General features: G+C 67.1%; 25 protein-coding genes. 15 read left to right on the plus strand and 10 right to left on the minus strand.

Annotation, left to right across the window (positions count from 1 at the left end; all coding sequences use genetic code 11):
- Window positions 1-2 precede the first annotated feature (2 nt).
- The 14 genes from IEV87_RS00550 (at window position 3) to IEV87_RS00615 (ending at window position 14,232) form a co-directional block, all read left to right on the plus strand.
- Window positions 3-1,664, plus strand: a complete 1,662-nt coding sequence (locus IEV87_RS00550) for a cytochrome ubiquinol oxidase subunit I (protein WP_188475692.1) — start codon at window positions 3-5, stop codon at window positions 1,662-1,664.
- 5 nt (window positions 1,665-1,669) lie between these two features.
- Entirely contained in the window at window positions 1,670-2,833 is a 1,164-nt protein-coding gene (gene cydB / locus IEV87_RS00555; protein WP_188475693.1) for a cytochrome d ubiquinol oxidase subunit II, read from the plus strand.
- A 15-nt stretch (window positions 2,834-2,848) separates the two neighbouring features.
- Entirely contained in the window at window positions 2,849-2,986 is a 138-nt protein-coding gene (gene cydX, locus IEV87_RS00560; protein ID WP_188475694.1) for a cytochrome bd-I oxidase subunit CydX, read from the plus strand.
- Window positions 2,987-3,112: 126 nt separating this feature from the next.
- Window positions 3,113-4,024, plus strand: a complete 912-nt coding sequence (locus IEV87_RS00565) for a LysR family transcriptional regulator (RefSeq protein ID WP_229737593.1) — start codon at window positions 3,113-3,115, stop codon at window positions 4,022-4,024.
- Window positions 4,025-4,166: 142 nt separating this feature from the next.
- Window positions 4,167-4,946, plus strand: a complete 780-nt coding sequence (locus IEV87_RS00570; RefSeq protein ID WP_188475696.1) for a hypothetical protein — start codon at window positions 4,167-4,169, stop codon at window positions 4,944-4,946.
- Window positions 4,947-5,094: 148 nt separating this feature from the next.
- A complete protein-coding gene (locus IEV87_RS00575; RefSeq protein ID WP_188475697.1) occupies window positions 5,095-6,246 on the plus strand; it encodes an NADH:flavin oxidoreductase/NADH oxidase in 1,152 nt (383 codons plus the stop codon).
- A gap of 179 nt (window positions 6,247-6,425) precedes the next feature.
- Window positions 6,426-7,106, plus strand: coding sequence for a GntR family transcriptional regulator (locus IEV87_RS00580; RefSeq protein ID WP_188475698.1), 681 nt, complete (start codon window positions 6,426-6,428; stop codon window positions 7,104-7,106).
- Between the two features lie 277 nt (window positions 7,107-7,383).
- Window positions 7,384-8,943: a gamma-glutamyltransferase family protein gene (locus IEV87_RS00585; protein WP_188475699.1), complete on the plus strand. Its 1,560-nt coding sequence runs from the start codon at window positions 7,384-7,386 to the stop codon at window positions 8,941-8,943.
- Window positions 8,906-9,769, plus strand: a complete 864-nt coding sequence (locus tag IEV87_RS00590) for a sulfite exporter TauE/SafE family protein (protein ID WP_229737392.1) — start codon at window positions 8,906-8,908, stop codon at window positions 9,767-9,769. The genes IEV87_RS00585 and IEV87_RS00590 overlap by 38 nt, the downstream gene beginning before the upstream one ends.
- A gap of 27 nt (window positions 9,770-9,796) precedes the next feature.
- Window positions 9,797-10,519, plus strand: coding sequence for a fumarylacetoacetate hydrolase family protein (locus tag IEV87_RS00595; RefSeq protein ID WP_188475700.1), 723 nt, complete (start codon window positions 9,797-9,799; stop codon window positions 10,517-10,519).
- Complete coding sequence (locus IEV87_RS00600) at window positions 10,506-11,378, plus strand: polysaccharide deacetylase family protein (protein WP_188475701.1); 873 nt, start codon at window positions 10,506-10,508, stop codon at window positions 11,376-11,378. The genes IEV87_RS00595 and IEV87_RS00600 overlap by 14 nt, the downstream gene beginning before the upstream one ends.
- A 69-nt stretch (window positions 11,379-11,447) precedes the next feature.
- Window positions 11,448-12,434, plus strand: coding sequence for a TRAP transporter substrate-binding protein (locus IEV87_RS00605; protein ID WP_188475702.1), 987 nt, complete (start codon window positions 11,448-11,450; stop codon window positions 12,432-12,434).
- Window positions 12,431-12,955: a TRAP transporter small permease gene (locus tag IEV87_RS00610; RefSeq protein ID WP_188475703.1), complete on the plus strand. Its 525-nt coding sequence runs from the start codon at window positions 12,431-12,433 to the stop codon at window positions 12,953-12,955. The genes IEV87_RS00605 and IEV87_RS00610 overlap by 4 nt, the downstream gene beginning before the upstream one ends.
- Window positions 12,955-14,232, plus strand: coding sequence for a TRAP transporter large permease (locus IEV87_RS00615; protein WP_188475704.1), 1,278 nt, complete (start codon window positions 12,955-12,957; stop codon window positions 14,230-14,232). The genes IEV87_RS00610 and IEV87_RS00615 overlap by 1 nt, the downstream gene beginning before the upstream one ends.
- Here IEV87_RS00615 and IEV87_RS00620 read toward each other — a convergent pair.
- On the minus strand, window positions 14,201-15,031 hold the full coding sequence (locus tag IEV87_RS00620; RefSeq protein ID WP_188475705.1) for a helix-turn-helix transcriptional regulator: 831 nt from the start codon (window positions 15,029-15,031) through the stop codon (window positions 14,201-14,203). The two genes, IEV87_RS00615 and IEV87_RS00620, sit on opposite strands and share 32 nt — an antisense overlap.
- 160 nt (window positions 15,032-15,191) lie before the next feature.
- Here IEV87_RS00620 and IEV87_RS00625 point away from each other — a divergent pair, with 160 nt between their 5' ends.
- Window positions 15,192-15,581, plus strand: coding sequence for a VOC family protein (locus IEV87_RS00625; RefSeq protein ID WP_188475706.1), 390 nt, complete (start codon window positions 15,192-15,194; stop codon window positions 15,579-15,581).
- 33 nt (window positions 15,582-15,614) lie between these two features.
- Here the strand turns inward: IEV87_RS00625 and IEV87_RS00630 are convergent, their stop codons facing one another.
- The 9 genes from IEV87_RS00630 to IEV87_RS00670 form a co-directional block, all read right to left on the minus strand.
- Window positions 15,615-16,661, minus strand: coding sequence for an ABC transporter ATP-binding protein (locus IEV87_RS00630; RefSeq protein WP_188475707.1), 1,047 nt, complete (start codon window positions 16,659-16,661; stop codon window positions 15,615-15,617).
- On the minus strand, window positions 16,662-17,510 hold the full coding sequence (ugpE, locus tag IEV87_RS00635; protein WP_188475708.1) for a sn-glycerol-3-phosphate ABC transporter permease UgpE: 849 nt from the start codon (window positions 17,508-17,510) through the stop codon (window positions 16,662-16,664).
- 8 nt (window positions 17,511-17,518) lie between these two features.
- Window positions 17,519-18,403 carry a sn-glycerol-3-phosphate ABC transporter permease UgpA gene (gene ugpA, locus IEV87_RS00640; RefSeq protein ID WP_188475709.1) on the minus strand — a complete coding sequence of 295 codons (885 nt, stop codon included), beginning with the start codon at window positions 18,401-18,403 and terminating at the stop codon, window positions 17,519-17,521.
- A 60-nt stretch (window positions 18,404-18,463) separates the two neighbouring features.
- On the minus strand, window positions 18,464-19,783 hold the full coding sequence (gene ugpB, locus IEV87_RS00645; RefSeq protein ID WP_188475710.1) for a sn-glycerol-3-phosphate ABC transporter substrate-binding protein UgpB: 1,320 nt from the start codon (window positions 19,781-19,783) through the stop codon (window positions 18,464-18,466).
- Between the two features lie 121 nt (window positions 19,784-19,904).
- A complete protein-coding gene (locus IEV87_RS00650; protein ID WP_188475711.1) occupies window positions 19,905-20,720 on the minus strand; it encodes a sugar phosphate isomerase/epimerase family protein in 816 nt (271 codons plus the stop codon).
- Window positions 20,717-21,961 carry an alpha-D-ribose 1-methylphosphonate 5-triphosphate diphosphatase gene (locus IEV87_RS00655; protein WP_188475712.1) on the minus strand — a complete coding sequence of 415 codons (1,245 nt, stop codon included), beginning with the start codon at window positions 21,959-21,961 and terminating at the stop codon, window positions 20,717-20,719. The genes IEV87_RS00650 and IEV87_RS00655 overlap by 4 nt, the downstream gene beginning before the upstream one ends.
- Before the next feature lie 24 nt (window positions 21,962-21,985).
- The gene (gene phnE, locus IEV87_RS00660; RefSeq protein WP_188475713.1) at window positions 21,986-22,801 is read right to left on the minus strand and encodes a phosphonate ABC transporter, permease protein PhnE; all 816 of its coding nucleotides are present in this window, start codon (window positions 22,799-22,801) and stop codon (window positions 21,986-21,988) included.
- A complete protein-coding gene (locus tag IEV87_RS00665) occupies window positions 22,794-23,642 on the minus strand; it encodes a phosphonate ABC transporter ATP-binding protein (RefSeq protein ID WP_188475714.1) in 849 nt (282 codons plus the stop codon). Before IEV87_RS00665 ends, phnE begins: the two co-directional genes overlap by 8 nt.
- Window positions 23,635-24,504, minus strand: coding sequence for a PhnD/SsuA/transferrin family substrate-binding protein (locus IEV87_RS00670; RefSeq protein ID WP_188475715.1), 870 nt, complete (start codon window positions 24,502-24,504; stop codon window positions 23,635-23,637). The genes IEV87_RS00665 and IEV87_RS00670 overlap by 8 nt, the downstream gene beginning before the upstream one ends.
- Window positions 24,505-24,683 lie beyond the last annotated feature (179 nt).

A 24,683-nucleotide genomic window follows, 5' to 3' on the forward strand; every position in this document is an offset into this window, starting at 1 on the left:
CAATGGATCTTGATATCGTCGAACTGTCCCGTTTCCAGTTTGCGATGACGGCGATGTATCACTTCCTCTTCGTGCCGCTGACGCTTGGCCTGTCGATCCTCGTCGCGATCATGGAGACGGTCTACGTCATGACCGGACGTCCGATCTGGCGGCAGATGACGAAATTCTGGGGCAACCTCTTCGGCATCAACTTCGTGCTGGGCGTGGCCACCGGGATCACCATGGAGTTCCAGTTCGGGATGAACTGGTCCTACTATTCCCACTACGTCGGCGACGTCTTCGGCGCCCCGCTGGCGATCGAGGGGCTGATGGCCTTCTTCCTGGAGGCGACCTTCGTCGGGCTGTTCTTCTTCGGCTGGGACAAGCTGTCAAAGGTCGGGCACCTGACGGCGACCTGGCTGGTGGCGATCGGGTCGAACTTTTCCGCGCTGTGGATCCTGATTGCAAACGGCTGGATGCAGAATCCGGTCGGTGCCTCTTTCAACCCCGAGACGATGCGGATGGAGCTGGACAGCTTCTTCGAGGTCCTGTTCAACGAGGTCGCGCAGGCCAAGTTCGTTCATACGGTGTCGGCCGGCTATGTCACGGCCTCCGTCTTCGTGCTGGGGGTGTCGGCCTGGTACCTGCTGAAGGACCGGCACACGGCGCTGGCCCGGCGGTCGATCACGGTGGCGGCGTCCTTCGGTCTGGCGTCGGCCCTGTCGGTGGTCGTGCTGGGTGACGAATCGGGCTATTCGGCGAGCCATACGCAGAAGATGAAGCTGGCCGCGATCGAGGGCATGTGGGAAACCCATGACGCGCCCGCGCCCTTCACTGCCATCGGCTTCCCGAGCCTCGCGGACCGCGAAACCCATTACGCCATCGAAATCCCCTGGGTCATGGGGCTGATCGGGACGCGGTCTCTGAACACGGAAATTCCCGGCATCAACGATCTGGTCGACGAGGCGGAAGAGCGCATCAAGAGCGGCATCGTCGCCTATGACGCGCTGATGACCATCCGCGAGCAGCGCGGCGACACGGCCCCCGAGGTCCGCGACACGTTCGAGGCGAATTCGGACAACCTCGGTTTCGCCTTCCTGCTGTTGCGCTACGTGGAGGACCCGCGCGACGCCACGCCGGAACAGATCGCCACCACCGCCGCGGATACCATTCCCGGCGTGCTGCCGCTGTTCTGGGCCTTCCGGGGAATGGTGGGGCTTGGCTTCCTGTTCATCGGGGTGATGGTCTATTTCTTCTGGCGTTCGTCCTTCCGGCAGCAGAGCTATCCGAGATGGGCGCTGAAAATGGCCGTGGCGATCATCCCCGCGCCCTGGATCGCCGCCGAACTCGGCTGGTTCGTCGCGGAATACGGTCGCCAGCCCTGGACCGTCGACGGGGTGCTGCCGACCGCACTCTCGGTCAGCCACCTGAGCGTGCAGGACCTGCTGCTGACCATCACCGGCTTCCTGATCTTCTATACCGTGCTCTTCGTGGTCGAGATGGGGCTGATGCTGAAGTACATCCGCAAGGGCCCATTCCAGGATGTCGAGGAGACGGAGGCCTGGGAGGCGCGGCATGAACACCGGCTGCGCACCCATGACGGCAAGGGGCCCTTTGCGCCCGCCGGTGCCAGCGCGCGTTCGTCGGCGGACGAGGCCTTTTCCGGCACCAGCCCTGCGGAGTGAGTGAGATGATCCTGTTCGAACTGGTCGAATACGATGTGCTGCGGGTGATCTGGTGGCTGCTGCTTGGCGTGCTGCTGATCGGCTTCGCGATGACCGACGGCTTCGACATGGGGGTCGGCGCGCTGCTGCCCTTCGTCGGACGCACGGATGTCGAACGGCGCGTGGTCATCAATACCGTCGGGCCGGTCTGGGAGGGCAACCAGGTCTGGTTCATCCTTGGCGGCGGCGCGATCTTTGCCGCCTGGCCGCCGCTTTACGCGGTCAGCTTCTCGGGCTTCTACCTCGCGATGTTTGCGATCCTTGCGGCGCTGATCCTGCGTCCGGTCGCGTTCAAGTACCGCTCCAAACGGGAGTCGGCGACCTGGCGGTCGGTCTGGGACTGGGCGCTGTTCGCGGGCGGGGCCGTTCCCGCGCTGATTTTCGGGGTCGCGGTCGGCAACGTCCTTCAGGGTGTGCCGTTCGAACTGACGCCGGACCTGTTTTCCCGCTACGAGGGCAGCTTTCACGCGAAGTTCCTCGGGCTGCTGAACCCCTTCGCCCTGCTGACCGGCCTGGTGTCGCTTTCCATGCTGGTCACCCATGGTGCCGCATGGCTTTCGCTGAAGACCGGGGGCTGGGTGCAGACGCGGGCGCAACGGATCGGCACGGTGACGGGGCTCGTGACCATCGCGGGCTATCTCGGAGCCGGGCTGTGGCTCGCCTACGGGATCGAAGGCTACGGGCTTGTGGCGGAAAAGGTGGCCAACGGGCCGTCCAACCCGCTCTATTCCGAGGTGGCACGCACGGCGACCTGGCTCACAGTCTATGCGGAGCGCCCCTGGATCGCGGTTGCACCGCTGCTCGGGCTGGCGGGCATGACGATGGCGGTGCGCGGGCTGCGCGGGGGGCGGGAGGTGACGACGCTGCTGTGGTCCAAGCTGGGGATCTTCGGCGCGATTTCCTCGGTCGGACTGACGATGTTCCCGTTCATCCTGCCGTCTTCGCTGGACCCGCGGTCGTCGCTGACGGTTTGGGATGCGTCCTCCTCTCACCGGACGCTGTTCACCATGCTGGTGGCGACGGTGATCTTCATGCCGCTGATCCTGGCCTACACGGCCTGGGTCTACCGGGTGCTCTGGGGCAAGGTGACCGAGGACGAGGTCGCCGAAAAATCCCACTCTCTCTACTGACAGGAGCGCGTTGACATGTGGTACTTTGCCTGGCTGCTCGGCCTTCCCCTCGCCGCGATCTTCGCGGTCATGAACGCGATGTGGCTGGAGCTTCAGCGCGACCGGGTGCTGGCCGACGAACATGACGCCCGCCCGCCGGCGGTGAAGGACTGATCCAACGTCCCGCTCGACGGGGCGGCGCGGAGCGGTGTTGCCGCCGCCGTCGCTTCCCGGCACTGTGGCGCGGGGTTCGGCGCGACCGGTCCCGCAGGCGCCGCACGGGAACGGACCTTGGACGAGATGACCGCCCTCAGGATTTTCTGCCGGGTCGTGGAGGAGGGCAGCTTTTCCGCGGCGGCCCGTGCTTTGCGGGTGTCCAATGCCTCTGTCAGCAAGAACATTGCTGAGCTTGAGGCCGCGCTTGGCACGCAGCTCATCATCCGCACCACGCGCAGCCTGCAGCTGACGGATGCGGGGGCAGAGTTCCACGCGCGGGTCGGGCATGTTCTGGATGGTCTGGAGCAGGCGAAATCCATTGCCACGGGCCGGTCCGACCATGTTTCGGGCGTGCTGCGCGTGGCGCTGCCGATGTCCTTCGGGATCGAGGCGATTGTCCCTTTGCTCGGCCCGTTCCGGGCCGCGCATCCGGACCTGAGGCTGAAGCTGACATTTGACGACGCGAAGGCGGATATCATCGGCGGGCGTTTCGACGTGGCGATCCGGGGGGCAGGCCATCTGCCCGACAGCACGCTCAGGGCGCGCCGCCTGCTGGAATTCGACCGGGTCCTCTGCGCCGCGCCGGGCTACCTTGCGGCGCGGGGCGCACCGCGGTCGGCCGGAGAGATCCGGGAACACGACTGCATCGCCTATGCCATGGGTGAGGAGACCGACGCATGGCTGGCCGAGGGGCCGGACGGGGCCGTGCCGATCGCGTTCGAGCCGGCAGTCGAGATGAACAATTCGCTCGCCATCCGCCGGGCGGTTCTGGACGGGCTGGGTATCGCGGCGCTGCCGGTCCCCTATGTCCACGAACCGCTGCATTCCGGTGCGCTGGTCCGGGTGCTGCCCGATTACCGGCTGAGGCCGCAGTCCCTGTCGGCGATCTATCCCGCCGCCCGACACCTGCCGCCCAAGACGCGGCTGTTCATCGACTACCTGGCCGGCGCGCTGGCCGGGACCGGTGCGCTCGGCAGTATCTCCAACCCAGAGTGAAAACACCTGTCACCGGGTGACGGCTAGCGGGTGGCGTCCATCGCGGGAACAGTCGCCGGATACGTCCGTTTCGGGGTCTTGCCGGGCCCTGCGGCAGGCGTGTCACCGCGATTTCAGATGTTTCAGAACAGGGAACCCGACGATGAAGACCATCCTTACCCACGCGCTCCTGCCGCTCCTCGCCCTTGCGGTCCCCGCGCTGGCCGTAGCCGAAACGATCGCCGAACCCGCACCCGGCCTTGCCACGCTCGCCTTTTCGGACAACCGCGCCCCGGTTTCGGGGCTTGAGGACATCAATGCCGTGCTGTCCCGGATCGGCGTCAGGCTGACCCGGATCGAGCCGCCCGCCGGCGCGCTGGACCTGACGAAGGCCGCGATGGCGGGCCCGCTGAGCGCGGAGCAGTCGGCAGAGTTGCTGCGGCTTTTCACGCTCGACCGAGAGACGGTGCTTGCCGCCGCGACCGGGGCGGGGCGGGTGCCGGTCATCGACGGCGGCGGCGCGCTGTCGACCGCTGAAACCGGCGTGCCGCCCTATCCCAAGGTCTACGACCTTGCCTCCATGGGGCCGGCGGATCATCTTGCCGCGAAGAACAAGTTCGGCCGCCTGCACGTGAACGCAACCGATGACATGACAGGCGTGGACGAGGTCATGACCCTGACCGCGGGCGGCCCCTGGGTCTGGTACTTCCAGCTTGAGGAGGGCGTCGCGGTCGAACTGCGCATGGGCACGGTCCTGCCGGGCGAACAGGCCTGGCGGATCAGCTATCCGGGGCTGGTCCCGCACGGCGCGGATTTCTACGCCGAGACGGGGATCTGCGTCGCCTACATCACGGGACCCGAGACGTGGCAGATGCGATACGAAGCGCCGGTGCCGCAGGGCGACTTGATGGGAACGAACCCGTTCATCCGGTTCGACGGCTGACCCTCCGGGTCCCGGCCCGAGACCCGCCCTCCGCCGATGCGGTGCGGGATTTCGGCCGGGACTCTTCCGCGCGGCTGCGCAAGACTGCCGGGGCCGGAGCCTGTGCCCCGGCCACGTTGCCCCTCACCCCGCCTGATCCGGAGTTCTCATGACAGAGACCACCAAAGCGACCGCCGATTCCCGTCTGAACGCCGAATCCGGTCGGCGCGTGCTGAAACGCGATCCCGAACCGATGCTGTTCCGGCCCGTCACCTTCCGGTCCGTCACCGGGCGGAACAGGATCATGCTGTCGCCGATGTGCCAGTATTCCGCGACCGACGGCCTGCCGAACGACTGGCATTTCGCGCATCTGGCCGCGCGGGCGACCGGCGGGACCGGATGGGTCTTCACCGAGGCGGTGCATGTGGCACCGGAGGGACGGATCACGCCGCACTGCCTTGGCCTGTGGTCCGACGCGCAGCGGGACGCGCTGGCGCGGATCGCGGGATTTGTCGGTGATCAGGGCGCGGTGCCAGGGATCCAGCTGGGACATGCGGGGCGCAAGGCCTCCGTTGGGCGGCCCTGGGACGGCACCGCGCCGATCCTGGCCGGGCAGGGCGGATGGCAGACCGTCGCGCCGTCAGCCCGTGCCTACGCGGAGGGCTGGCCGGTTCCGCAGGCACTGGACACGGACGGCATCGCCCGCCAGATCGACGCGCTGGCCGCCGCGACCCGCCGCGCGCGGGAGGCGGAGTTTCAGGCACTGGAGCTTCATGCGGCCCACGGATATCTGGTGCACGAATTTCTCTCGCCGCTCAGCAACCTGCGGGAGGACAAGTATGGCGGCGATTTCGACGGGCGGATCCGGTTCCTGCTGGAGTGCCTCGATGCGGTGCGCAGCGAGTGGCCCTCGGACCTGCCGCTGTTTCTGCGGATTTCCGCAACCGACTGGGTCGAGGGCGGGTGGAGCCTTTCCGACAGCATCGCGCTGGCGCACCGGCTGAAGGCGGGCGGTCTGGTGGACCTGATCGACTGTTCTTCGGGCGGGAACGACCCGCGTCAGCAGATCCCGATCCATCCCGGTTATCAGGTGCCATTCTCAGCACAGGTGCGCGCGGAAACCGGGATGGCCACCGGTGCGGTCGGGCTGATCCACGCGCCCGACTTCGCGGAATCGATCCTGGCGAACGGGCAGGCCGATCTGGTGATCCTCGGGCGGACGCTGCTGGCCGATCCGGCCTGGCCACTGAAGGCGGCGAAGGTGCTGCGCGCCACCCGCGCGCCCTGGCCGGTGCAGTACGAACGGTCGGACATCTTCTGATTGCCGCGAATGTGCAGGGCGCATGGCGTCGGCCGCGTGTCTGCGCGCAATGGGTGGGCGGCTGGTGCGTATTGCTCTGGTTGGGATACATTTATGCCACCGTTGTGACGAAGTGGATGCAATCTTGTCTTTCTCCGGCGGCGCCAATATCCTTGGACCAGAGGCAATCGGAGTCGGGCATGACATCCTCGAACGGCGGCGAAAAGCGGGGTGCGGGCGTTGCGCGCAGCCTCAGGACATCGCTTCTTGACGGGGTGTGGGAGCCGGGTGCGCGGCTGAACGAGGTGCAGCTTGCCGGGCAGCTTGGCGTGTCGCGCACGCCGGTGCGCACGGCGCTGCAGCAGCTCGCCGGTGAGGGGCTGGTCGAATACAAGGACAACCGGGGCTTCTTTGTCCGCCAGTTCGACGTGGCCGACATTATCGACGCCTTCGAGATGCGTGCGCTGGCCGAAGGTCTGGCGGCACGGCTGGCGGCCGAGCGCGGGCTGACGCCCGAGGACGAGATCGAGATCGAGTCGTCCCTGGCGCAGGGGGACGCGGCGCTGCTGCTTGAGGACGTGACAGAGGCGCGGCGCGGCTATTCGCAATCCAACGACCGGTTCCACCTGACGATCCACCGGGCCGCGCGGTCCCGTCTCGTGGCCGACGTGATCGGGCTGTGCAACAACATTCCGCAGACGCTGACCCAGAACGTAATGAGTTTCTCGCTCGACTCCGTGCGGTCGCGCGCGCACCAACATCACGAGATCTATGCCGCCATCCTGTCCCGCAAACCGCGCGAGGCAGAGGATCTGATGCGGGCGCATGTGCTGGACGTCCGGCGTGCAGTGGCGCGGGATTTCGCGCGCGCCCGCGGGTAGGGCAACTCACCGATTTTCACCGCGTCGGGTGACCGGGCAAGGGTACGCGTCGTCGGGGTTCGCAGCGACCCGACGGCTGGTTGTCCGCGGTGTATCCCGATCGGGCATGGTTGCGATGCCTGAAGTCTGGGCGTTCCCCCTGTCATCGGGAGCGAACGAATACACTGATTGTTGTTTTGGGCATAATTGTATGCAATTCTGATTCCGATGAGACTTTTGCTCTTTACGAGCGTGCATCCGGAAAAGAGTGCGCACCAAGGTCGTGAGGACGGCGGATATGTATTCAGCAACGGGACGCAGCGGCGCCATTGCCGCCCCACATGCCGCGGCGGCGCGCACCGGGCTTTCCGTGCTTCAGGACGGCGGGTCGGCTATCGAGGCGATGGTGGCTGCCGCCGCGACCATCGCCGTCACCTATCCGCATATGAACGGCATCGGCGGCGACGGGTTCTGGCTGGTGTCGCGCGCGGACGGGACGGTCACGGGTATCTCGGCGGCCGGCCGTGCGGCCGCGCTGGCCACCGCCGCGCGCTATGCAGAGGGCATCCCGGCGCGCGGACCGCAGGCGGCGCTGACCGTGCCGACGGCCATTGCCGGCTGGCAGGCCGCGCTGGACCTCATGCCGACCCGGATGCCGTTGTCCCGCTTGCTGCGTGACGCGATCACCTGGGCCGGAGAGGGCAGCCCTGTCACGGAGAGCCAGTCGCGGCATACCTCGGCCAAGTTGCCGGATCTGATCGGGCAGCCGGGGTTCGCGGAGATCTTCGCGCCCTCGGGCACCGCCCCGGAGGCGGGAGTGATCCTGGCCAACCCGGCGCTGGCGCAGACGCTGGACCGGATGGCGCGTCTTGGGCTGCGCGATTTCTACGACGGGGAGACGGCGGCGCAGCACGGGGCATGGCTGGCAGAGGTGGGCTCTCCGCTCCGTGCCGGTGACCTCGCCGCCGCCCGGGCCGAGGTGGTCATGCCACTGTCTGCGCAGATCCGTTCGGGGACGCTGTGGAACATGCCGCCGCCGACGCAGGGGGCGGCGTCGCTGATGATCCTCGGGGTGCTGGACCGCCTCGGCGGTGTGGTCAGCGATGGTACGGACCTGGTGCATCGGGTGGTCGAGGCGACGAAACCCGCCTTTCGCCTGCGCAACGATCTTATCGGCGACCCCGACCACATGACGGTGCGTCCCGGGGATTGGCTGACCGACGCCGCGCTTGCGGCGATGGCCGGAGGGATCGACCTGACCCGCGCCGCGCCCTGGCCGGATCCGCCGCGCGACGGGGGCACAATCTGGATGGGGGCCAGCGACCGAGACGGCACGATGGTCAGTTACATCCAGTCTGTGTTCTGGGAGTTCGGGTCGGGGATCGTCTGCCCGGCCACCGGTGTGCTGTTCCAGAACCGCGGCGCCGCGTTTTCCCTGGCAGAGGGACCCAACGTGCTGCGGCCCGGCGCGCGGCCCTTCCACACGCTGAACCCGGCGATGGCACGGCTGTCCGACGGGCGCCGGATCGCCTACGGCACCATGGGCGGGGAGGGGCAGCCGCAGACGCAGGCGGCGATCTTCGCGCGTCACGTCATGCTGGGGCAACCGCTCGGGCAGGCGATTGACGCCCCGCGCTGGCTGCTTGGCCGGACATGGGGAGAGGACAGCACAACGCTCAAGCTCGAGGCGCGGTTCGGCGGGGTGATCGACGACCTTGCCGCGCTTGGCCACGAGACGGAGGCGATTGCCGATTACTCCGATCTCACCGGACATGCGGGTGCGGTGGTCCTGCATCCGGACGGCACGGTCGAGGCGGCGCATGACCCGCGCGCGGACGGCGGCGGGATGGCGTGGTGACGGGATGGAGCTGAGCGCGCTCACCCTTCTTGGCCTGGCGTCCGGCCTGCTGGTGACCGGGGCCGTGGCCGGCACGCTGGCCGGGTTGCTTGGCGTCGGCGGGGGCATCGTCATCGTGCCGGTCCTGTCCTGGGTTCTGGCGCTGATCGCGTTCCCGCCCGACATTTCGCAGCACATGGCGGTGGCGACCTCGCTGGCCACGATCATCCCGACGGCGATCTCTTCCACCCGCGCGCATAGGGCGCGGGGGGCGGTGGACGATGCGCTTGTGCGAAGATGGGGCCCTGCCATGGTGGCCGGAGCCCTGATCGGAGGGCTTGCGGCGCGCTATGTCAGCGGCGACGTGCTGCGGCTGATCTTCGGGGCGGTGGCGCTGATCGTCGCGGTCAACATGGCCATACCGCGGACATTGGTGGTCGGGACCTCCCTGCCGGGGGGAGCGGCGGGTCAGCCGGTGCCGCTGGTGATCGGGCTGTTCTCCGCTCTCATGGGGATCGGCGGCGGCACGCTGGCGGTTCCGGTTCAGTCCGCCTTTTCGGTGCCGGTGCATCGCGCGGTCGGAACCGCCGCCGCTTTCGGGCTGCTGATCGCCATCCCCGGCACGCTCGGCTTCGTCTGGGCGGGATGGGGCCGGGCGGACCTGCCGCCGGGGTCGCTTGGCTATGTCAGCCTGCCCGCAGCCGCCGCCATCATACCGACGACCTGGGCCTTCGCGCCGCTTGGCGCGCGGCTGGCGCACGCCATCGACCAGTCGGCGCTGAAGCGCGCCTTCGCCCTGTTCCTTGCCATCACCGCCCTGCGGATGCTGGCCACCGCCTTGACCTGACGACCCTTCAGAAGACCCGGAGAGCACATGACAAAGACCCATTTCCAGACCGGACCGGTGACCATCCCGATCCACGGCAGCGATGAAACCGTCGCCGTGCGCCGCATCTACTGCGTCGGGCGCAACTATGTGGCGCATATCCGGGAAATGGCCGAGGGCGACGAAAAGGATCCGCCGTTCTTCTTCCAGAAGCCGACCGATTCCATCGTCACGGGCGGTGAGATGCCCTATCCCGCCGCCACGGCCGACCTGCAGTTCGAGGTGGAGCTTGCCGTCATCATCGGGACCGAAGGCGCGGACATCTCTCCGGGCGCGGCGTTCGACCATGTGTTCGGCTATGCCGTAGCGCTGGACATGACCCGCCGCGATCTCCAGTTCCTGGCACGGGACATGCGCCGGCCGTGGGAGATGGGCAAGAGCTTCGACCACTCGGCCCCGATCGGTGCAGTGCTGCCGCGTGCCGAGGCCGGCGACCTGACGGAGGGGACAATCCGCATCTCCGTCAACGGCGAGGTGAAGCAGGACAGCGACATCTCTCTCATGATCTGGGGGGTGGCCGATACGATTGCCCACCTTTCCGCCCAGTATCGGCTCATGCCCGGAGACGTGATCCTGACCGGCACCCCCGCCGGGGTCGGTCCGGTTGTGCCCGGAGACGTGCTGGACGCAAGCTGTGCCGGATTGCCCGGCCTGACGCTGACCGTCACGCCAGCCCTGACTGCCAAGGAGAAAGCCCATGCTGCCGACTGAACGTATCTCCTATTCCGCGATCCCGGACCGGCCGAAGCTGTCGCTGCCGGACGGCAAGCGCATGGGTGTCTGGATCATCGTGAACATCGAGGAGTGGGACCCGAGGGCGACCATGCCGCGCACGGTTCTCACCCCTCCGGCGGGCGGATCGCCGTCGCCGGACATCCCGAACTGGGCCTGGCACGAATACGGCAACCGGGTCGGGTTCTGGCGGCTGCTGAAATCGATCGATGAGATCGGCGTGAAGGCGGTCCTGGCGATCAACGGCACCGCCGTGCAGAGCTATGCGCCGATCTCCCGGGCCGCACTGGATCGGGGGTGGGAGTTCATGGGTCACGGCTTCACCCAGAAGAACATGCAGAAGGTGGAGGACGAGCGCGCCGATATCGTCGCAACCACGAAGGCCATTCAGGATTTCACCGGCAAACGCCCGCGCGGCTGGCTTGGCCCCGGTCTTACCGAGACGTGGGAGACCCCGGATATCCTTGTCGAGGAGGGGTACGAATATGTCTGCGACTGGGTTCTGGACGATCAGCCGGTGCGGCTGAAGACCCGGACCTCTCCGATCGTCAACGTGCCCTACACCCAGGAATGCAACGACGTCGCCATGATGCTGATCCAGCACCATCAGGCGGGTGAGTATTTCCAGCGGGGCTGGGACCAGTTCCAGCAGATCTACGAGGATGCGGAGGATCAGGCGCGGATCATGGCGCTCGTCGTGCATCCTTACATCATGGGCGCCCCGCACCGGGCCCGCTATTTCCGGGACCTCATCCGCCGGATCGCCGCCTTCGAGGACGTGGCCTTCATGACCGGAGAGGAGATTTTCGACTGGTACGCGGACGTCTGTCCGCTCTGACCCACCACAAAAGGGCCGGGTCGGAGGAGGACCGGCCGGACCAAAATCAACCAACAGGGAACTTCAAAAATGAAAAAACTGCTGCTGACCACCGCCCTCCTGATCCCGTCTCTCGCCCAGGCAGAGATCATCATGAAGGCGGGCTTCCTGACCCCGATCCAGTCCCCGCGCGGGCAGGGGGCGGAACTGATGGCCCAGATGATCCATGACAGCGCGAACTGCGACATTGCCGTGCAGCTGTACCCGTCCTCGCAGCTTGGCGGGACGACGGACCTGATCGAGGGGATGCAGATCGGATCGGTCGAGATGTCGATCCTGCCGGCCGCCTTCATGGTCGGGTTCCAGCCGCTGGTCGGGATCCTCGACTTCCCGTTCTATTTCCCGACGGACAAGGAGTCGTTGCTGGCCTTTTACGACAGTGCCGCGATGCGCACCCTGCTGGACACGACCGAGGAGAAGGGCGTGAAGTCGCTGGCGATGTGGCACACGGGCTACAAGACCTGGACCGCGAACAAGCCGGTTGTGACGCTGGCGGATTACAAGGGTCTCGCCGCACGAGTGATGCCGTCGGAAATCATCAAGGAACAGGACCGTCTCCTGGGCATGCAGGCCGTCGACATGCCGTTTTCCGAGACCTACACGGCGCTGGCCAACGGGGCGATCGACACGCAGGAGAACCCGATCGACACCAACTTCTTCATGAAGTTCCACGAGGTGCAGGACTATGTGACGCTGTCCTATCACGGCACGCTGGACCAGATCGTGTCGGTGTCCTCGATCTTCTGGAGCCAGCTTTCGCCCGAATGCCAGGCCGATGTGCAGGCGGCGGTCGATGCGGGCGGCAGGCTGACCGCGGAAAAGACCGATGCGGTCATCGCCAATCTCGCCCTCCCCGCGTTCAAGGCCAGCGGAACCGAGGTGGTCGAGGTGCCCGATACGGCGCGGGCCGAGATCGCGGCGGCCCTGCTGCCCGAGATCAAGGCCTATTACGTCAAGCAGAACGGAGAGGCGGGGCAGACGGTTCTGGACGCCTTCGACGCAGAAATCGCCAAGTGACGCAGCTGTCCGTGACACCGGGGGCCGGGCGGCGGGTCACGGCTGCGACGGGCCGGCTTCTGGGCCATCTCGACCGTCTTGTCGCCCTGCTCGCCGGGGCGGTCCTGATCGGGGTCACGGTGCTGCTGACGGTCAACGCCGCGGCGCGCAGCCTCGGCGTGGTGCTGTTCTCGGGCGGGCCGACACTGGCGGGGTTGCTGGTGCTCTGGCTGACCTTCGTCGGGGCCTATATCCCGGCCCGGCGTGGCGGTCACATCACCGTTGACATGATCGGTGACAGGTTGCCCGCCCCGGCGTTCCGCGCCCTCCGCGTCGCCGTTGCCCTGGTCGCGGCGGGGCTCTGCGCTGTTTCGGCCCGGATCGGGTGGGAATTCGCGGCGTTCCGCTTCGCCTCGGGCCAGATCGACCAGATGCTGTTCATCCCGACCGGCTGGTTCTACGCGCCGCTGCCCGCGGGCTTCGCGCTCTGCGCGCTGGCGTGGCTGCATGCGGCGGCTGCCGCGATCTGGGGGGACGGCTGATGCCCGTTCTCGCCCTCGCCTCCACCGCCGCGCTGCTCCTCCTGCTGACCGTCCCGGTGTTCCTTGCGCTGATCGGGGGCACGTATCTCAGCCACGCGGTCTATGGCCCGCCAGTGCCCGCGATGGTGTTTGCGCAGCAGATGGTGCAGGGGGTCAACAAGTTCGCCCTGCTGGCCGTGCCACTGTTCATCTACGCCTCTGCCATCATCTCGCGCGGGGAGATCGGCAAGCGGCTGCTGGCGCTGGTGGAAAGCTTCGTCGGCCACATCCGGGGTGGCATGGCGCTGGCGACCGTCGTCACCTGCGCGCTGTTCGGGGCTTTGTCGGGGGTGGGGCAGGCGGCCATCGTGTCGCTTGGTCCGCTGGTCTTCCCGGTGCTGCTCGCCCAGGGATATTCACGCGGGTTCGCTATGGGGCTGATCCTCACGGCCTCGACGCTCGCGATGCTGATCCCGCCGTCGGTGGCGATGATCCTGTATGCGCTTCAGGCGACATCGTCAGTCGAAAGCGGGTTCCTCGCCGGCCTTGGCGCGGGGCTGGTGCTGCTGGTCTGCCTGACGGTCTATGCCGTGGGATACGCCCGCAGGCATCGTATTCCCGGCTCCCCCCGGCAGGCATGGCGCGCGCGTCTCGGGGCATTGCGCGGGGCGGGGCTGGCGCTTGGCCTGCCGCTTATCATCTTCGGGGGCATCTACACCGGCACCTTCACCCCGACCGAGGCGGCGGCGGGCGGGTGTCTTTACGCGATCCTGGTGGAGGTGCTGATCTTCCGTTCGCTGAGCCTTCGCGATCTCTGGACCCTCACACAGGAAACGGCGGGCACGATTTCCGCCCTTCTCATCATTCTCGCGGCGGGGGCGGCGATGTCCTATCTGCTGACGCTGCAACAGGTGCCACAGCAGGTGGCGGGGCTGCTGAACGACCGATCGCGGTTCGAGATTCTGCTGATCGTAAACCTGACCTTCCTGCTGGCGGGCATGGTGCTGGACCCGAATTCGGCCATCATCGTGCTGACACCGATCGTGCTGCCGGCCGCGGTGGCCGCCGGGGTCGACCCGGTGCATTTCGGGGCCATCGTCGTGCTGAACATCGCGATCGGGATGATCACGCCGCCCTTCGGGATCAACATCTTCACCGCCATGGTGACGTTCAGGGCAAGCTACGGCGAGATCGTGGGCGCGCTGCGTCCCTTCATCCTCGTCGCGCTGACGGCACTGGCGCTGGTGACATGGGGCGAGGCGCTGGTCATGGCGCTGCCACGTCTGCTGGCGGGCTGACGGGCAGGTAGAGCGTGACGGTCCAGGCCCGCGCCTCCCCTTCCGGGCGGAGGACGGTGTAGCGCCAGGTCTCGCTCCGGTCGCCGCGCCGCAGGACCTTGGTCCAGTCCGGCGGGGGCGCAAGTTCCGACGCCTGCCAGACGGTGTTGAAGGCGGGGGCGTCTTTGCGCAACCGGCTGACGAGGCCGGTCACATCGGCGTCCCGCGCGAAGGGGGCGGTGGCGGCGCGGAACTGGGCGACGGCGCTGCGGGCGATAGCGGGCCAGTCGACGAAGAGCCGTTTCCATTCGGGGTCGAGGAACAGCCGGGCCAGGACGTTGCCCAGGACCGGGTCGCCCGGTTTGAATAGGCCGAACAGGTTCGTCGCCGGGGCGTTGCAGGCGACCACGTCGCAGACCCGGTCCATGGCATATGCCGGGTGCGGTGCCAGCCCGGCGACCAGTTGCAACAGGCTGTCGGGCATGTCGCCCGTGGCGGGCGCGCTGACGGCGCAGGGGCGGGCGAGGCTGGCGAGGTAATGCGCCTCCGTCTCGTTCAGGTCGAGCGCGCGGGTCAGGCCGCGCAGGGTCTGGTCCGAGACGCTGACATCGCGCCGCTGTTCCAGCCAGGTGTACCAGGTGACGGAGATGCCTGCGGCCGCCGCGACCTCCTCGCGCCGCAGTCCCTGCGTGCGGCGGCGCGGAGCGGGGGTCTGCGGGCGCAGGCTTTCTCGCCTGCCACGAAGGAATTGGGCGAGCGCGTCGCGCCGCGCGTCCTCTGCGGCAAGGGGGGTAGTCTGGATACCCGCATGATCCTTCATCTGGTCCGGCTCCGCAGCTGTGGCAGGTAGGAACCGTCAAGGATCAACGGGGTCACTCATGCCGAAACTCACCGGACGCGACAGCCTGACACTGGGCGGAATGGCCGCCGCCAGCCTGATCGCGTCCTCAAAATTGTATGCAGAAAGCGGAGAAAATGCAATGAATGCACTCAGCAACATCAGGGCCATCGACTACACGATCATCTTCGCCCGCGACATGGTGGCGATGCGCGCCTTCTACCAGGACGTGATGGGTTTTCCGGTCCGGGCCGAGCTTGGACCGCAGTGGGTCGAGTACACCGTCGGGTCGCAGATCCTCGCCCTGACCGAGCGCGGGATGATGTGGAACGACAGGCCCACGCCCGAGGGTCAGCTGTCCCTCCAACTGGCCTTCCGCGTCACTCCGGATCAGGTCGCGGCCTGTGCGGCAGAGCTTGAAGCGAAGGGCATCGCGCTTGCCGCACCCGTCACGGACCAGCCCTGGGGGCACCGGACGCTGTTCTTCCGCGATCCCGACGGCAACCTGCTGGAGATCTACGCGGACATCTGAACCGGGAAGGGCGTGGTCACGCCGCCGGTTTCGTCAGGCGGCGATCCGGCAACCGGAGGTGTCGAACAGGTGCAGGCGTGCGGGTGAAACGGTCAGGGCCATGTCGGTGCGCAGGACCTGACCGGCAGGGAAGGCGGCGACCACCCGTTCGCCCGCGATGTCGAAATAGCCAAGCCGCTGAGACCCCAGCTCCTCGACCGTCAGAAGCTGGGCCGCCATCGCGCCCTCCGCGTCGGGGCGGGCGATGGTCAGGTCTTCCGCCCGGATGCCGACTGTGACCGGGCCGGCCGCTCCGGTCCCGGCAAAGCGCGCGCCGCCAAGGCGCAGCGTGCCGCCGTCGATCACGCCCGGCAACAGGTTCATGGAGGGCGAGCCGATGAACTGCGCCACGAAGGTGGAGACGGGATTGCGGTAAACGTCGAGCGGCGTGCCGACCTGTTCGATGCGCCCGCCGCGCAGCACGACGAGCCGGTCGGCCATGGTCATCGCCTCGAGCTGGTCATGGGTGACGTAGACGGAGGTCGTGCCGAGCCGACGCTGCAGCGCGCGGATCTCTCCGCGCATGGTAACCCGCAGCTTGGCGTCGAGGTTGGAGAGCGGTTCGTCGAAAAGGAACGCCGCAGGTTCGCGCACGATGGCCCGCCCCATGGCGACGCGCTGGCGCTGGCCGCCGGAAAGGGCGCGCGGCCTGCGGTCGAGGTACTGGCCGATCTCGAGAATGCGGGCGGCCTCGTCGACGCGGCGGGTGATCTCAGCCCGCGCCATACGGCGGTTCTTCAGTCCGTAGGACAGGTTCTGGCGCACTGTCATGTGGGGGTAGAGCGCGTAGTTCTGGAAGACCATGGCAATGTCACGTTCGGCCGGTTCCAGCCGGTTGACCTCGCGGCCGCCGATGCGGACCGTGCCTTCGGTGATCTCCTCCAGCCCGGCGATCATCCGCAGGAGCGTGGACTTGCCGCAGCCGGATGGACCGACGAGCACGACGAATTCCCCGTCGCGGATGTCGAGGTCGATTCCGGTGACGGCGGTTGCGCCGCCCGCATAGGTCTTGCCCAGGTTCTCGATGGTGATCGCGGCCATCTATTTCTCCGTCTCCACAAGGCCCTTCACGAAGAGCCGCTGCATGGCGATCACGACCAGCACCGGCGGCATCATGGCCAGCACGGCGGTGGCCATGATGTAATTCCACAGAGGTTCGCTGTCGACGACATCGGCCATGCGCTTGATGCCCGCGACAATGGTGGTGAAGCCTTCGTCCGTCGTGACCAGGATCGGCCAGAGGTACTGGTTCCAGCCGTAGATGAAGAGGATCACGAAGAGCGCGGCGATATTGGTGCGCGACAATGGCAGCAGCACGTCGCGGAAGAAGCGGAACGGCCCGGCGCCGTCGATCCGGGCCGCCTCCATCAGTTCGTCCGGGATGGTCAGAAAGACCTGCCGGAACAGGAAGGTGGCGGTGGCGGAAGCGATCAGAGGCACCGACAGCCCGGCATAGCTGTTGAGCAGGCCAAGGTCCGCGACCACCTTGAAGGTCGGCACGATCCGCACCTCCACCGGCAGCATGAGGGTGATGAAGATCATCCAGAACGCCAGCTGGCGGAAGGGGAAGCGGAAGTAGACGATGGCATAGGCCGACAGGATCGAGATGACGATCTTTCCGAAGGCGATCAGCAGCGCGACGATCAGGCTGTTCTTCAGCATCAGCAGGATCGGCACCGACATCTGGGACTTGACCCCGCCTTCCAGCACTGCGGCGTAGGTTTCGCCCATGGCGTCGCCCGGCAGCAGCGGAATCAGGCCGGACACGAAGGCCGACGGATCGTGGGTCGAGGCGACGAAGGCCAGGTAGACGGGCAGGGCCACCACCGCCACGCCGAGGATCAGGGTGAGGTGGGCGAGTACGTCGAGCCAGCGCTGATTTTCGACCATCGGGTACCTCAGTAGGTCACGCGCCGCTCGACATAGCGGAACTGGATGACGGTGAGCACGATCACGATCCCCATGAGGATCACCGACTGCGCGGCGGAGGAACCGAGGTTCAGCCCGATGAACCCGTCGTCATAGACCTTGTAGACCAGGATGGTCGTACCCTGGGCCGGGCCGCCTCCGGTCGTGGCGTCGATGACGGGAAAGGTGTCGAACATGGTGTAGACCACGGTAACGACCAGCAGGAAGAACGTGGTCGGAGAGAGCAGTGGCAGCGTGATGGTGAAGAACCGTTTCACCGGACCCGCGCCGTCGATCGCCGCGGCCTCGCGCAGGGAGGCGGGGATGGACTGCAGCCCGGCGACGAAGAACAGGAAGTTGTAGCTGATCTGCTTCCAGCTGGCGGCGATGATGACCAGCGCCATGGCGTCGCCCTTGTTCAGCGCGTGGTTCCAGTCGTATCCCAGGCCCTCCAGCAGGTAGGGCAGGATGCCGATGGTCGGGTTGAACATGAACCACCAGAGCACGCCCGCCACCGCAGGGGCAACCGCGTAGGGCCAGACCAGCAGCGTGGTATAGAGGCGCGTGGTGCGGATCGTGCGGTCCAGGGCCAGCGCAAGCAGCAAGGCGGACAGCAGGGCCAGTGCGGCGGTGGAGACGGAGAAGACCAGCGTCACCCGCAGGGCGTTCAGGTATTCGGGGCTGTCGAACAGCCGGGTGTAGTTCGCAAGGCCGACGAAGGTGGTCTTCAGCCCGAAGGCATCCTCGCGCAGGAAGGACTGCCAGACCGCCTGACCGGCGGGCCAGAGGAAGAAGACCAGCGTCACCGCCAGCTGCGGGGCAAGCAGCAGGTAGGGCAGCCAGCGGTTGCGGAAGATCGTGCGTTTCGTCTGCATCTTGTTTGTGGCAAAGGCCCGCACCCCGGCGGGATGCGGGCCGTCTGCACTGTCAGCGGATCAGCCGTTGGCGCCCTGGAAGTCGCGGATCATGTCGTTCCCGCGCTTCACGAGGCTGTCCAGCGCGCCCTGTGCGTCGACCTCGCCCGAGAGCAGGCGCTGAAATTCCTCGTCGATGATCGCGCGGATCTGGACGTAGTTGCCAAAGCGCAGACCCTTGGAATTCGCCGTCGGTGCGTTCAGCGTGATCTGCTTGATTGCCACGTCCGACCCGGGGTTGGCCTCGTAATAGCCCTGTTCCTTGCCAAGTTCATAGGCGGCCTCGGTGATCGGCAGGTAGCCGGAGAACTGGTGCCAGTCGGCCTGCACTTCGGCGGAGGAGAGGTAGGTGAAGAAATCCGCCACGCCCTTGTAGTCTTCTTCCGGCTTGCCCTGCAGCACCCAGAGCGTCGCGCCGCCGATGATGGAGTTCTGGGGGGCGCCCTCGACATCGTCGTAGTAGGGCAGCATGCCATAGCCGACCTCGAAGTCCTTGGCATTGGCGATCACGCCCGCGCGGGAGGCGGAGGAGTTCATGTACATCGCACATTCCTGTGCGTAGAACTTCGGCGCAGAGTCGGCGCCGCCGCCGGGTCCGCCGTACTGGAAGGTGCCGTCCTTCTGCCACTTGGCCAGGTTTTCCCAGTGCTTGACCTGCGCGGGGCCGTTCACCGTGAGTTCGGTGTCCAGACCGCCGAAGCCGTTCTCCAGCGTGCCGATCGGCTGGTTGTGCCAGGCCGAAAAGTTTTCAAGCTGCACCCAGGAGATCCAGCCGGTGGTGAAACCGCAGGGCGCGGCGCCCGTTTCCATGATCTTTCTGGAGAAGGCTTCCACGTCGCCCCAGGTCTTCGGCGCGGTTTCGGCGTCGAGCCCGGCCTTCGCGAAGACGTCCTTGTTGTAGTAGAGGATCGGGGTCGAGGAGTTGAACGGCATCGACAGCATGTTGCCGTCGGTGTCGGTGTAGTATCCGACGACGGCGGGCAGGAAGCCCTCGGGATCGAAATCCTCGCCCATGTCCGCCATCAGCTGGTAGACCGGGTAGACCGCGCCCTTGGCGGCCATCATGGTGCCGGTGCCGACCTCGAACACCTGCACGATGTCCGGCTGCTCACCGGCGCGGAAGGCGGCGATCGCGGCGGTCATGGTTTCGGCGTAGGAGCCCTTGTAGGTCGGAATGACCCGGTAGTCGGACTGGCTGGCGTTGTAGGCGGCGACGATTTCGTCGAGTTTCGCGCCAAGCTCGCCACCCATGGCGTGCCACCAGTTGATGTCGGTCTGGGCCTGTGCCGCACCAAGCGTGGCGCAAAGGGCAAGAACGGAAGTGGAAAGCGTCTTGATCATCTGGGTCCCCCATGTGGTCGATCACACGCTCTTCCGGCGGGAGTGTAACAGTGGTTTGGCGGTTTCTTGAAACTTTGTGACGTTACGTCCCTCTGACCGGAAATCGGTCAGGACCGGCCGCTCAGACCGCCAGCCCGAGGTCCCGGAGATGGGCAAACCCGGCGGGAATGCGGGTGTGGTCCTTCAGTTCAAGCACCAGATGCGGGGCGGAGGGACAGTCCGCAAGAGCGGCGAAGGCTGCGGGCCATTCGATCTCTCCCTCTCCCGGCGGCCAGTGGCGGTCGGCATAGCCGTCAAGGTCCTGAATATGGACATGGGCCAGCTGCGCCCCCGCGTCCCGCAGGACATAGTCGACCGGCGGCGCTCCGGACATGCGGCGGGCCAGATGCGCGTGGCCGGTGTCGACCGACAGCGCGATGGCAGGGGAACCAAAGCTGTCCACCATCGCCCGGCGCGTCTCGGGGCGGGTGTCGTGGATGTTCTCGATCACCAGCACGATGCCCATGCCTTCGGCCGCACGCACGACCGGGCCGAGGATGTGGTGGATGCGGTCCAGCTTGGCTTCGGCGTAACCGGGGCCGGCGAGAAGGTTGTTCTGGTACCAGAGCGTGTAGGGTGAATGCAGCACCATCTGGCGTGCGCCTACGGCATCCGCCGCTTCAAGCGCGGCGAGGAAGCGGGCGGTGATGAGCGGCTGAAGTTCCGGGTCCTTGTTGTCGATGTCGAGCCCCTCGAACGGGCCGTGGATGCCGACGCGGCCGTCGTGGCCGTCCAGGGCGGCACGCACGGCGGCGATGCGGTCGTCCCGGTCGGTGGTCAGGGCGGCGTGGCTCATGAAATCCTGAATCTCGATGTCACGGGCGTCGCCGAACAGCCAGTCGCGATGCGCGGCGATCTCCCCGGCCAGCAGGCAGGCTCCGATGCGAAGCGGCGTCATGCGGGGAGCCTGACCTTCGGGGTCACGGCGGGCGCGCCATGCGGGGTGCCGCGATAGGCCATGCGCCCCGCGACCCATGTGCCGAGGATGGCGGGGGACTGTCCCGCGGGCCAGTCGACAAGCACCAGATCGGCGCGCGCGCCGACAGCGATCCGGCCCCGGTCGGGCAGGTTCATCGCCCGCGCAGGCCCGTCCGAAACCAGCGACCAGAGCCGCAGCCGGTCGGCCCGCCGTTCCGCGTCCAGCCGCGCGACCGCCGCCAGCATCGACGGGTAGAAATAGTCCGAGGCCAGCACGTCGCAGAGCCCTGCTTCCACCATGTCCCCGGCGGCGAGCGATCCGATATGGCTGCCCCCCCGCGCCGCATTGGGTGCGCCGAAGATGATCGGATCCCCGTGGTCCTTCGCCGCCTGCGCAGCTTCCATCACCATCGGGAATTCCGCCACCGTCGCGCCGATGCCGCGGAACCAGGCGCGGGTCTCGGCGCGGGTGTCATCGTGGCTGAGCATCGGCGCGCCAAGCCTCTGGCCCATCCCGGCAACCCTGCCGATGACCGCCGGAACCTCGGACCGGCGCTCCCAGATGCGGCTGAGCAGCGCGACGTAATCCTCGTCGCTCAGCCCCGAGCGCTGCGCGTGCTTGGCGGTGCGCGCCTTCATCCGGTCATCCCTGAGTGAGGCGACGGAGAAGTCGGGGGACAGTTCGAACCCCCGGTCCTGAATGGCCACGTCAAAGGCGCGCATCGTCATGGAAGTGTGGTCGTTGAAGGCGATGGAGGGGAGGAGCGGGCCGTTCAGCGCCTCCTCGATGACCGGGACGGCGTCGAAGGCGAAGGTCTCCCATCTCAGCTGCACCCGGTTCTCGACCGTCAGGCGCGGGGCGAGGCTCTGCAGCGCGCGGATCAGGTCGCGGCCCCGGTTCATGTCGCGCAGCCCCGGTTCCCAGCCCAGTGTCACGGCATGATAGGCGGTGGCGATCCCGTTCGCGGCAAGCTGGCGGTCGGTGTCGATCACCGCGGCCTCCATCGGGAAGTAGACGCCGGGGCGGGGCATCAACTGGCGTTCGAAGGCGTCGCCATGCACGTCGATCAGCGCGGGGGCGAGGATCAGGCCGCGGGCGTCGATCTCCTCTCCCTGCACGGGGCCGCCGATCTCAGCGATCCGCCCGTCATGGATGGTGACGCAGGTTTCCGCGACCTGATCGGGCAGGTAGACCGTGGCGCCGGTGAATGTCGTCTGCATCTTGTCGTTCCTTCCTGTCGGCCTTCAGCGCGTTTCGCCGATGATGCGCCTGCGCACCTGGCCGCTGACCTGTTCGATCCCGACGACCACGACCGCGATCATCAGGATCACCGTCATCGCGGTCGGATAGTCGAATAGGTCGAAGCCGACTTTCAGTTCGATCCCGATTCCCCCCGCGCCGACAAGCCCCAGTATGGTCGAGGAGCGCACCGCCTTTTCCAGAGCGTAGAGCGAGGTCGAGGTGAATGCAGGCATGGCGGCGGGCACGGTCGTGCAGGCGACCACGTCGATGCTGCGCGCCCCGGCGGCGGTCAGGCTTTCCGCCGGCCCCCGGTCCGTCGCCTCCATGTCGTCGGCAAAGAAGCGGCCGCAGAAGCCTATGGTGTCCACCACGATCGCCAGCATCCCGGCAAAGGGGCCGAGCCCGACCGCAACCACGAAGACCAGCGCCCAGGCGATGTCCGGCACCGCGCGCACGAAGCCAAGCGCCATGCGGGTGGTCTGGTTGACCCGCGGGCCGAAGATCAGCCCGCGCGCGGCCAGCAGTGCGACCGGGACCGACAGGAGTACGCCGATCACACCTCCGGCGATGGCGATCTGCAGGGTCTCCACCATCTTCCAGCCGAGGCGGGCCAGCACCTTCGGATCGAGGTTCGGCGGCAGCGCGCGGGCGGCGAAGTCCGCGAAGCGGGGCGGCGCGCTGACCATCTTTTCGAACGAGAACCCGGCACCGGCGAGGCACCAGAAGATCAGGGTCAGACCGGCTGCATAGCCGAGGAAGGCGAAGGCCGAGGGGCGTTCGAACCGGGCCGGGGCCGCGGGGGCAGGGCTGTCAGTCATAGAGTCCCCTCAGGTCGGTATCCGTCAGCGATGCGGCGGTGGCGTCCAGCCGCATCCGACCCTCGGCCAGCCCCAGCACCCGGTCGCCGTAGCGCAGGGTGTGGTCGAGGTTGTGCGAGGTGAAGACCACCGTCACGCCGTCCTGCCGGGCCAGCGACATGAACAGGTGCATCACGTCCTCACCGGCCGCGGGATCGAGAGAGGCGCAGGGTTCGTCGGCGAACAGGATCTCGGGTGCGCCGACGATGGCGCGGGCGATGGCGACCCTCTGGGACTGGCCTCCGGACAGGCGGTCGGCGCGGCGCAGGGCAAAATCGGCAAGCCCGACCTTTTCAAGTGCGGCCATGGCGGCGTCGCGCGATGCGGCGGGGGCAAGGTGATGGCTCCAGTGCCGCAGGCCGGGGTGATGGCCAAGCAGGCCGTGGATCACGTTGGACAGGACCGACAGGCGCGGCACGAGGTTGTGCTTCTGCGAGACAAGCCCGATGCGTGCCCGCAAACGTCTCAGCTCCGCGCCGGTGGTGCCGGTGGCGTCCCGGCCAAGCAGGGAGACGGTGCCGCCGGACACAGGGATCAGCCCCATGAGGCAGCGAAGCAGCGTCGATTTGCCCGCCCCGTTCGCACCGACGAGGGCGATCGCCTCTCCGCGCGCGAGGCGGAAGCTGACGCCGGAAAAGACCGGCGTGTCGCCGAAGCGCTTGGTGACATCGCGCGCCTCTATGTCGACGGCGGGGCCGGAGAGGGGGGCGGGGCCGGCAGAGGAAACCGGGGCGCGCTGCGCCCCGGCACGGTCCGGCTGCGCGGGCCGCGCGACCGGCGGTTCGAGGGTCGGATCACTCACCGATGAACGTGTCGAACTGCGGGTAACCCGCGTTGCTGTACATGGAGCGGACGTAGTCATAGGCCTTGTCGTCGATGGCGACGAGGTCCATGCCGACGTACTTGTCGTTCTCTTCATGCGCGGTGATCCCGGCGATGATGTCGGCCTTGTGGGACAGGATCGCGTCGCGCACGGTCGCGGCGGCTTCGGCGGGCACATGGGCGCCGACCATGATCATGTCGTTCGGCAGGTCGCCGGAGCGGGCGATCATCCGGAACGCGCCGTAGGGCAGGTCGGTCTGCTTGTTGCGCACGCCCATGAAGGTGCCCGCGTTCATTCCGATGGCCTGCACGTCGCCGTTCCGCAGCGCCTCGTAGGCGATGTTCTTAGAGGTGTGGGTCTTTTCGATGTCATTCACCGGATCGACGCCATAGTCCGCCAGCACCTGCATCGGGCAGAGCATGTTGGAGGTCGAGCCAATGTCGCCGAAGGCCACCTTCTTGCCCTTCAGATCGGCGGGGGCGTTCAGGCCGCTGTCGGCGCGCACGACGATGGTGCAGTGATAGTCCGGACGACCGAGCCCGATGAGCGGTGTGGCCTGTGTCAGCTTGTTGATGACGACATATTCGGCCGGGCCGGAGACGACGAAGTCGACCGTCTTGCCGCGCAGCGCCTCGGCGGCGGCGGTGCGGGAGTTCACGGGGAAGAATTCGAAGGTCTCGCCCGTGGCGGACTCGAGCGCGTCCTTGAACGGGCCCCATTCGGTCTGCAGCCGCTCCATCCCCTCGACGTCGGTGACGGCCAGTTTCCAGGTGTCGGCAGAGGCGGCAAATGCGGTCGTCGCAGCCAGTCCCAGCCCAAGCAGTGCGGTTTTGAATCTCATGTCAGCCTCCGGTGAAATACATCCGGATGAATCGCGCGGGTTCGTGACGTGCGCGCAACCGGGTCGTGAACCCTTTGTGACATTGCGCAGGGGCGGGGTTAGCGCCCGGGGCTTCCGGATCCGGCAAAGGGCTGGCACACCATGCGGGCAGAGGCGCGATTCATCCGGACGACCAAGGC

Origin of the sequence: Primorskyibacter flagellatus (assembly GCF_014638275.1) — a bacterium.
GTDB lineage: Bacteria > Pseudomonadota > Alphaproteobacteria > Rhodobacterales > Rhodobacteraceae > Pseudooceanicola > Pseudooceanicola flagellatus_A.

Excerpts from the sequence above, each read along its gene's own strand:
- IEV87_RS00605 (WP_188475702.1), top strand. The coding sequence starts at position 11,448 with ATGAAAAAACTGCTGCTGACCACCGCCCTCCTGATCCCGTCTCTCGCC.
- IEV87_RS00620 (WP_188475705.1), bottom strand. The coding sequence starts at position 15,031 with ATGAAGGATCATGCGGGTATCCAGACTACCCCCCTTGCCGCAGAGGAC.
- IEV87_RS00580 (WP_188475698.1), top strand. The coding sequence starts at position 6,426 with ATGACATCCTCGAACGGCGGCGAAAAGCGGGGTGCGGGCGTTGCGCGC.
- IEV87_RS00575 (WP_188475697.1), top strand. The coding sequence starts at position 5,095 with ATGACAGAGACCACCAAAGCGACCGCCGATTCCCGTCTGAACGCCGAA.
- IEV87_RS00595 (WP_188475700.1), top strand. The coding sequence starts at position 9,797 with ATGACAAAGACCCATTTCCAGACCGGACCGGTGACCATCCCGATCCAC.
- phnE (WP_188475713.1), bottom strand. The coding sequence starts at position 22,801 with ATGACTGACAGCCCTGCCCCCGCGGCCCCGGCCCGGTTCGAACGCCCC.
- IEV87_RS00590 (WP_229737392.1), top strand. The coding sequence starts at position 8,906 with ATGACCCGCGCGCGGACGGCGGCGGGATGGCGTGGTGACGGGATGGAG.
- IEV87_RS00550 (WP_188475692.1), top strand. The coding sequence starts at position 3 with ATGGATCTTGATATCGTCGAACTGTCCCGTTTCCAGTTTGCGATGACG.
- IEV87_RS00600 (WP_188475701.1), top strand. The coding sequence starts at position 10,506 with ATGCTGCCGACTGAACGTATCTCCTATTCCGCGATCCCGGACCGGCCG.
- IEV87_RS00655 (WP_188475712.1), bottom strand. The coding sequence starts at position 21,961 with ATGCAGACGACATTCACCGGCGCCACGGTCTACCTGCCCGATCAGGTC.
- cydB (WP_188475693.1), top strand. The coding sequence starts at position 1,670 with ATGATCCTGTTCGAACTGGTCGAATACGATGTGCTGCGGGTGATCTGG.
- IEV87_RS00625 (WP_188475706.1), top strand. The coding sequence starts at position 15,192 with ATGAATGCACTCAGCAACATCAGGGCCATCGACTACACGATCATCTTC.
- IEV87_RS00570 (WP_188475696.1), top strand. The coding sequence starts at position 4,167 with ATGAAGACCATCCTTACCCACGCGCTCCTGCCGCTCCTCGCCCTTGCG.
- IEV87_RS00670 (WP_188475715.1), bottom strand. The coding sequence starts at position 24,504 with ATGAGATTCAAAACCGCACTGCTTGGGCTGGGACTGGCTGCGACGACC.
- ugpB (WP_188475710.1), bottom strand. The coding sequence starts at position 19,783 with ATGATCAAGACGCTTTCCACTTCCGTTCTTGCCCTTTGCGCCACGCTT.
- IEV87_RS00650 (WP_188475711.1), bottom strand. The coding sequence starts at position 20,720 with ATGACGCCGCTTCGCATCGGAGCCTGCCTGCTGGCCGGGGAGATCGCC.
- cydX (WP_188475694.1), top strand. The coding sequence starts at position 2,849 with ATGTGGTACTTTGCCTGGCTGCTCGGCCTTCCCCTCGCCGCGATCTTC.
- IEV87_RS00585 (WP_188475699.1), top strand. The coding sequence starts at position 7,384 with ATGTATTCAGCAACGGGACGCAGCGGCGCCATTGCCGCCCCACATGCC.
- IEV87_RS00630 (WP_188475707.1), bottom strand. The coding sequence starts at position 16,661 with ATGGCCGCGATCACCATCGAGAACCTGGGCAAGACCTATGCGGGCGGC.
- IEV87_RS00615 (WP_188475704.1), top strand. The coding sequence starts at position 12,955 with ATGCCCGTTCTCGCCCTCGCCTCCACCGCCGCGCTGCTCCTCCTGCTG.
- ugpA (WP_188475709.1), bottom strand. The coding sequence starts at position 18,403 with ATGCAGACGAAACGCACGATCTTCCGCAACCGCTGGCTGCCCTACCTG.
- ugpE (WP_188475708.1), bottom strand. The coding sequence starts at position 17,510 with ATGGTCGAAAATCAGCGCTGGCTCGACGTACTCGCCCACCTCACCCTG.
- IEV87_RS00565 (WP_229737593.1), top strand. The coding sequence starts at position 3,113 with ATGACCGCCCTCAGGATTTTCTGCCGGGTCGTGGAGGAGGGCAGCTTT.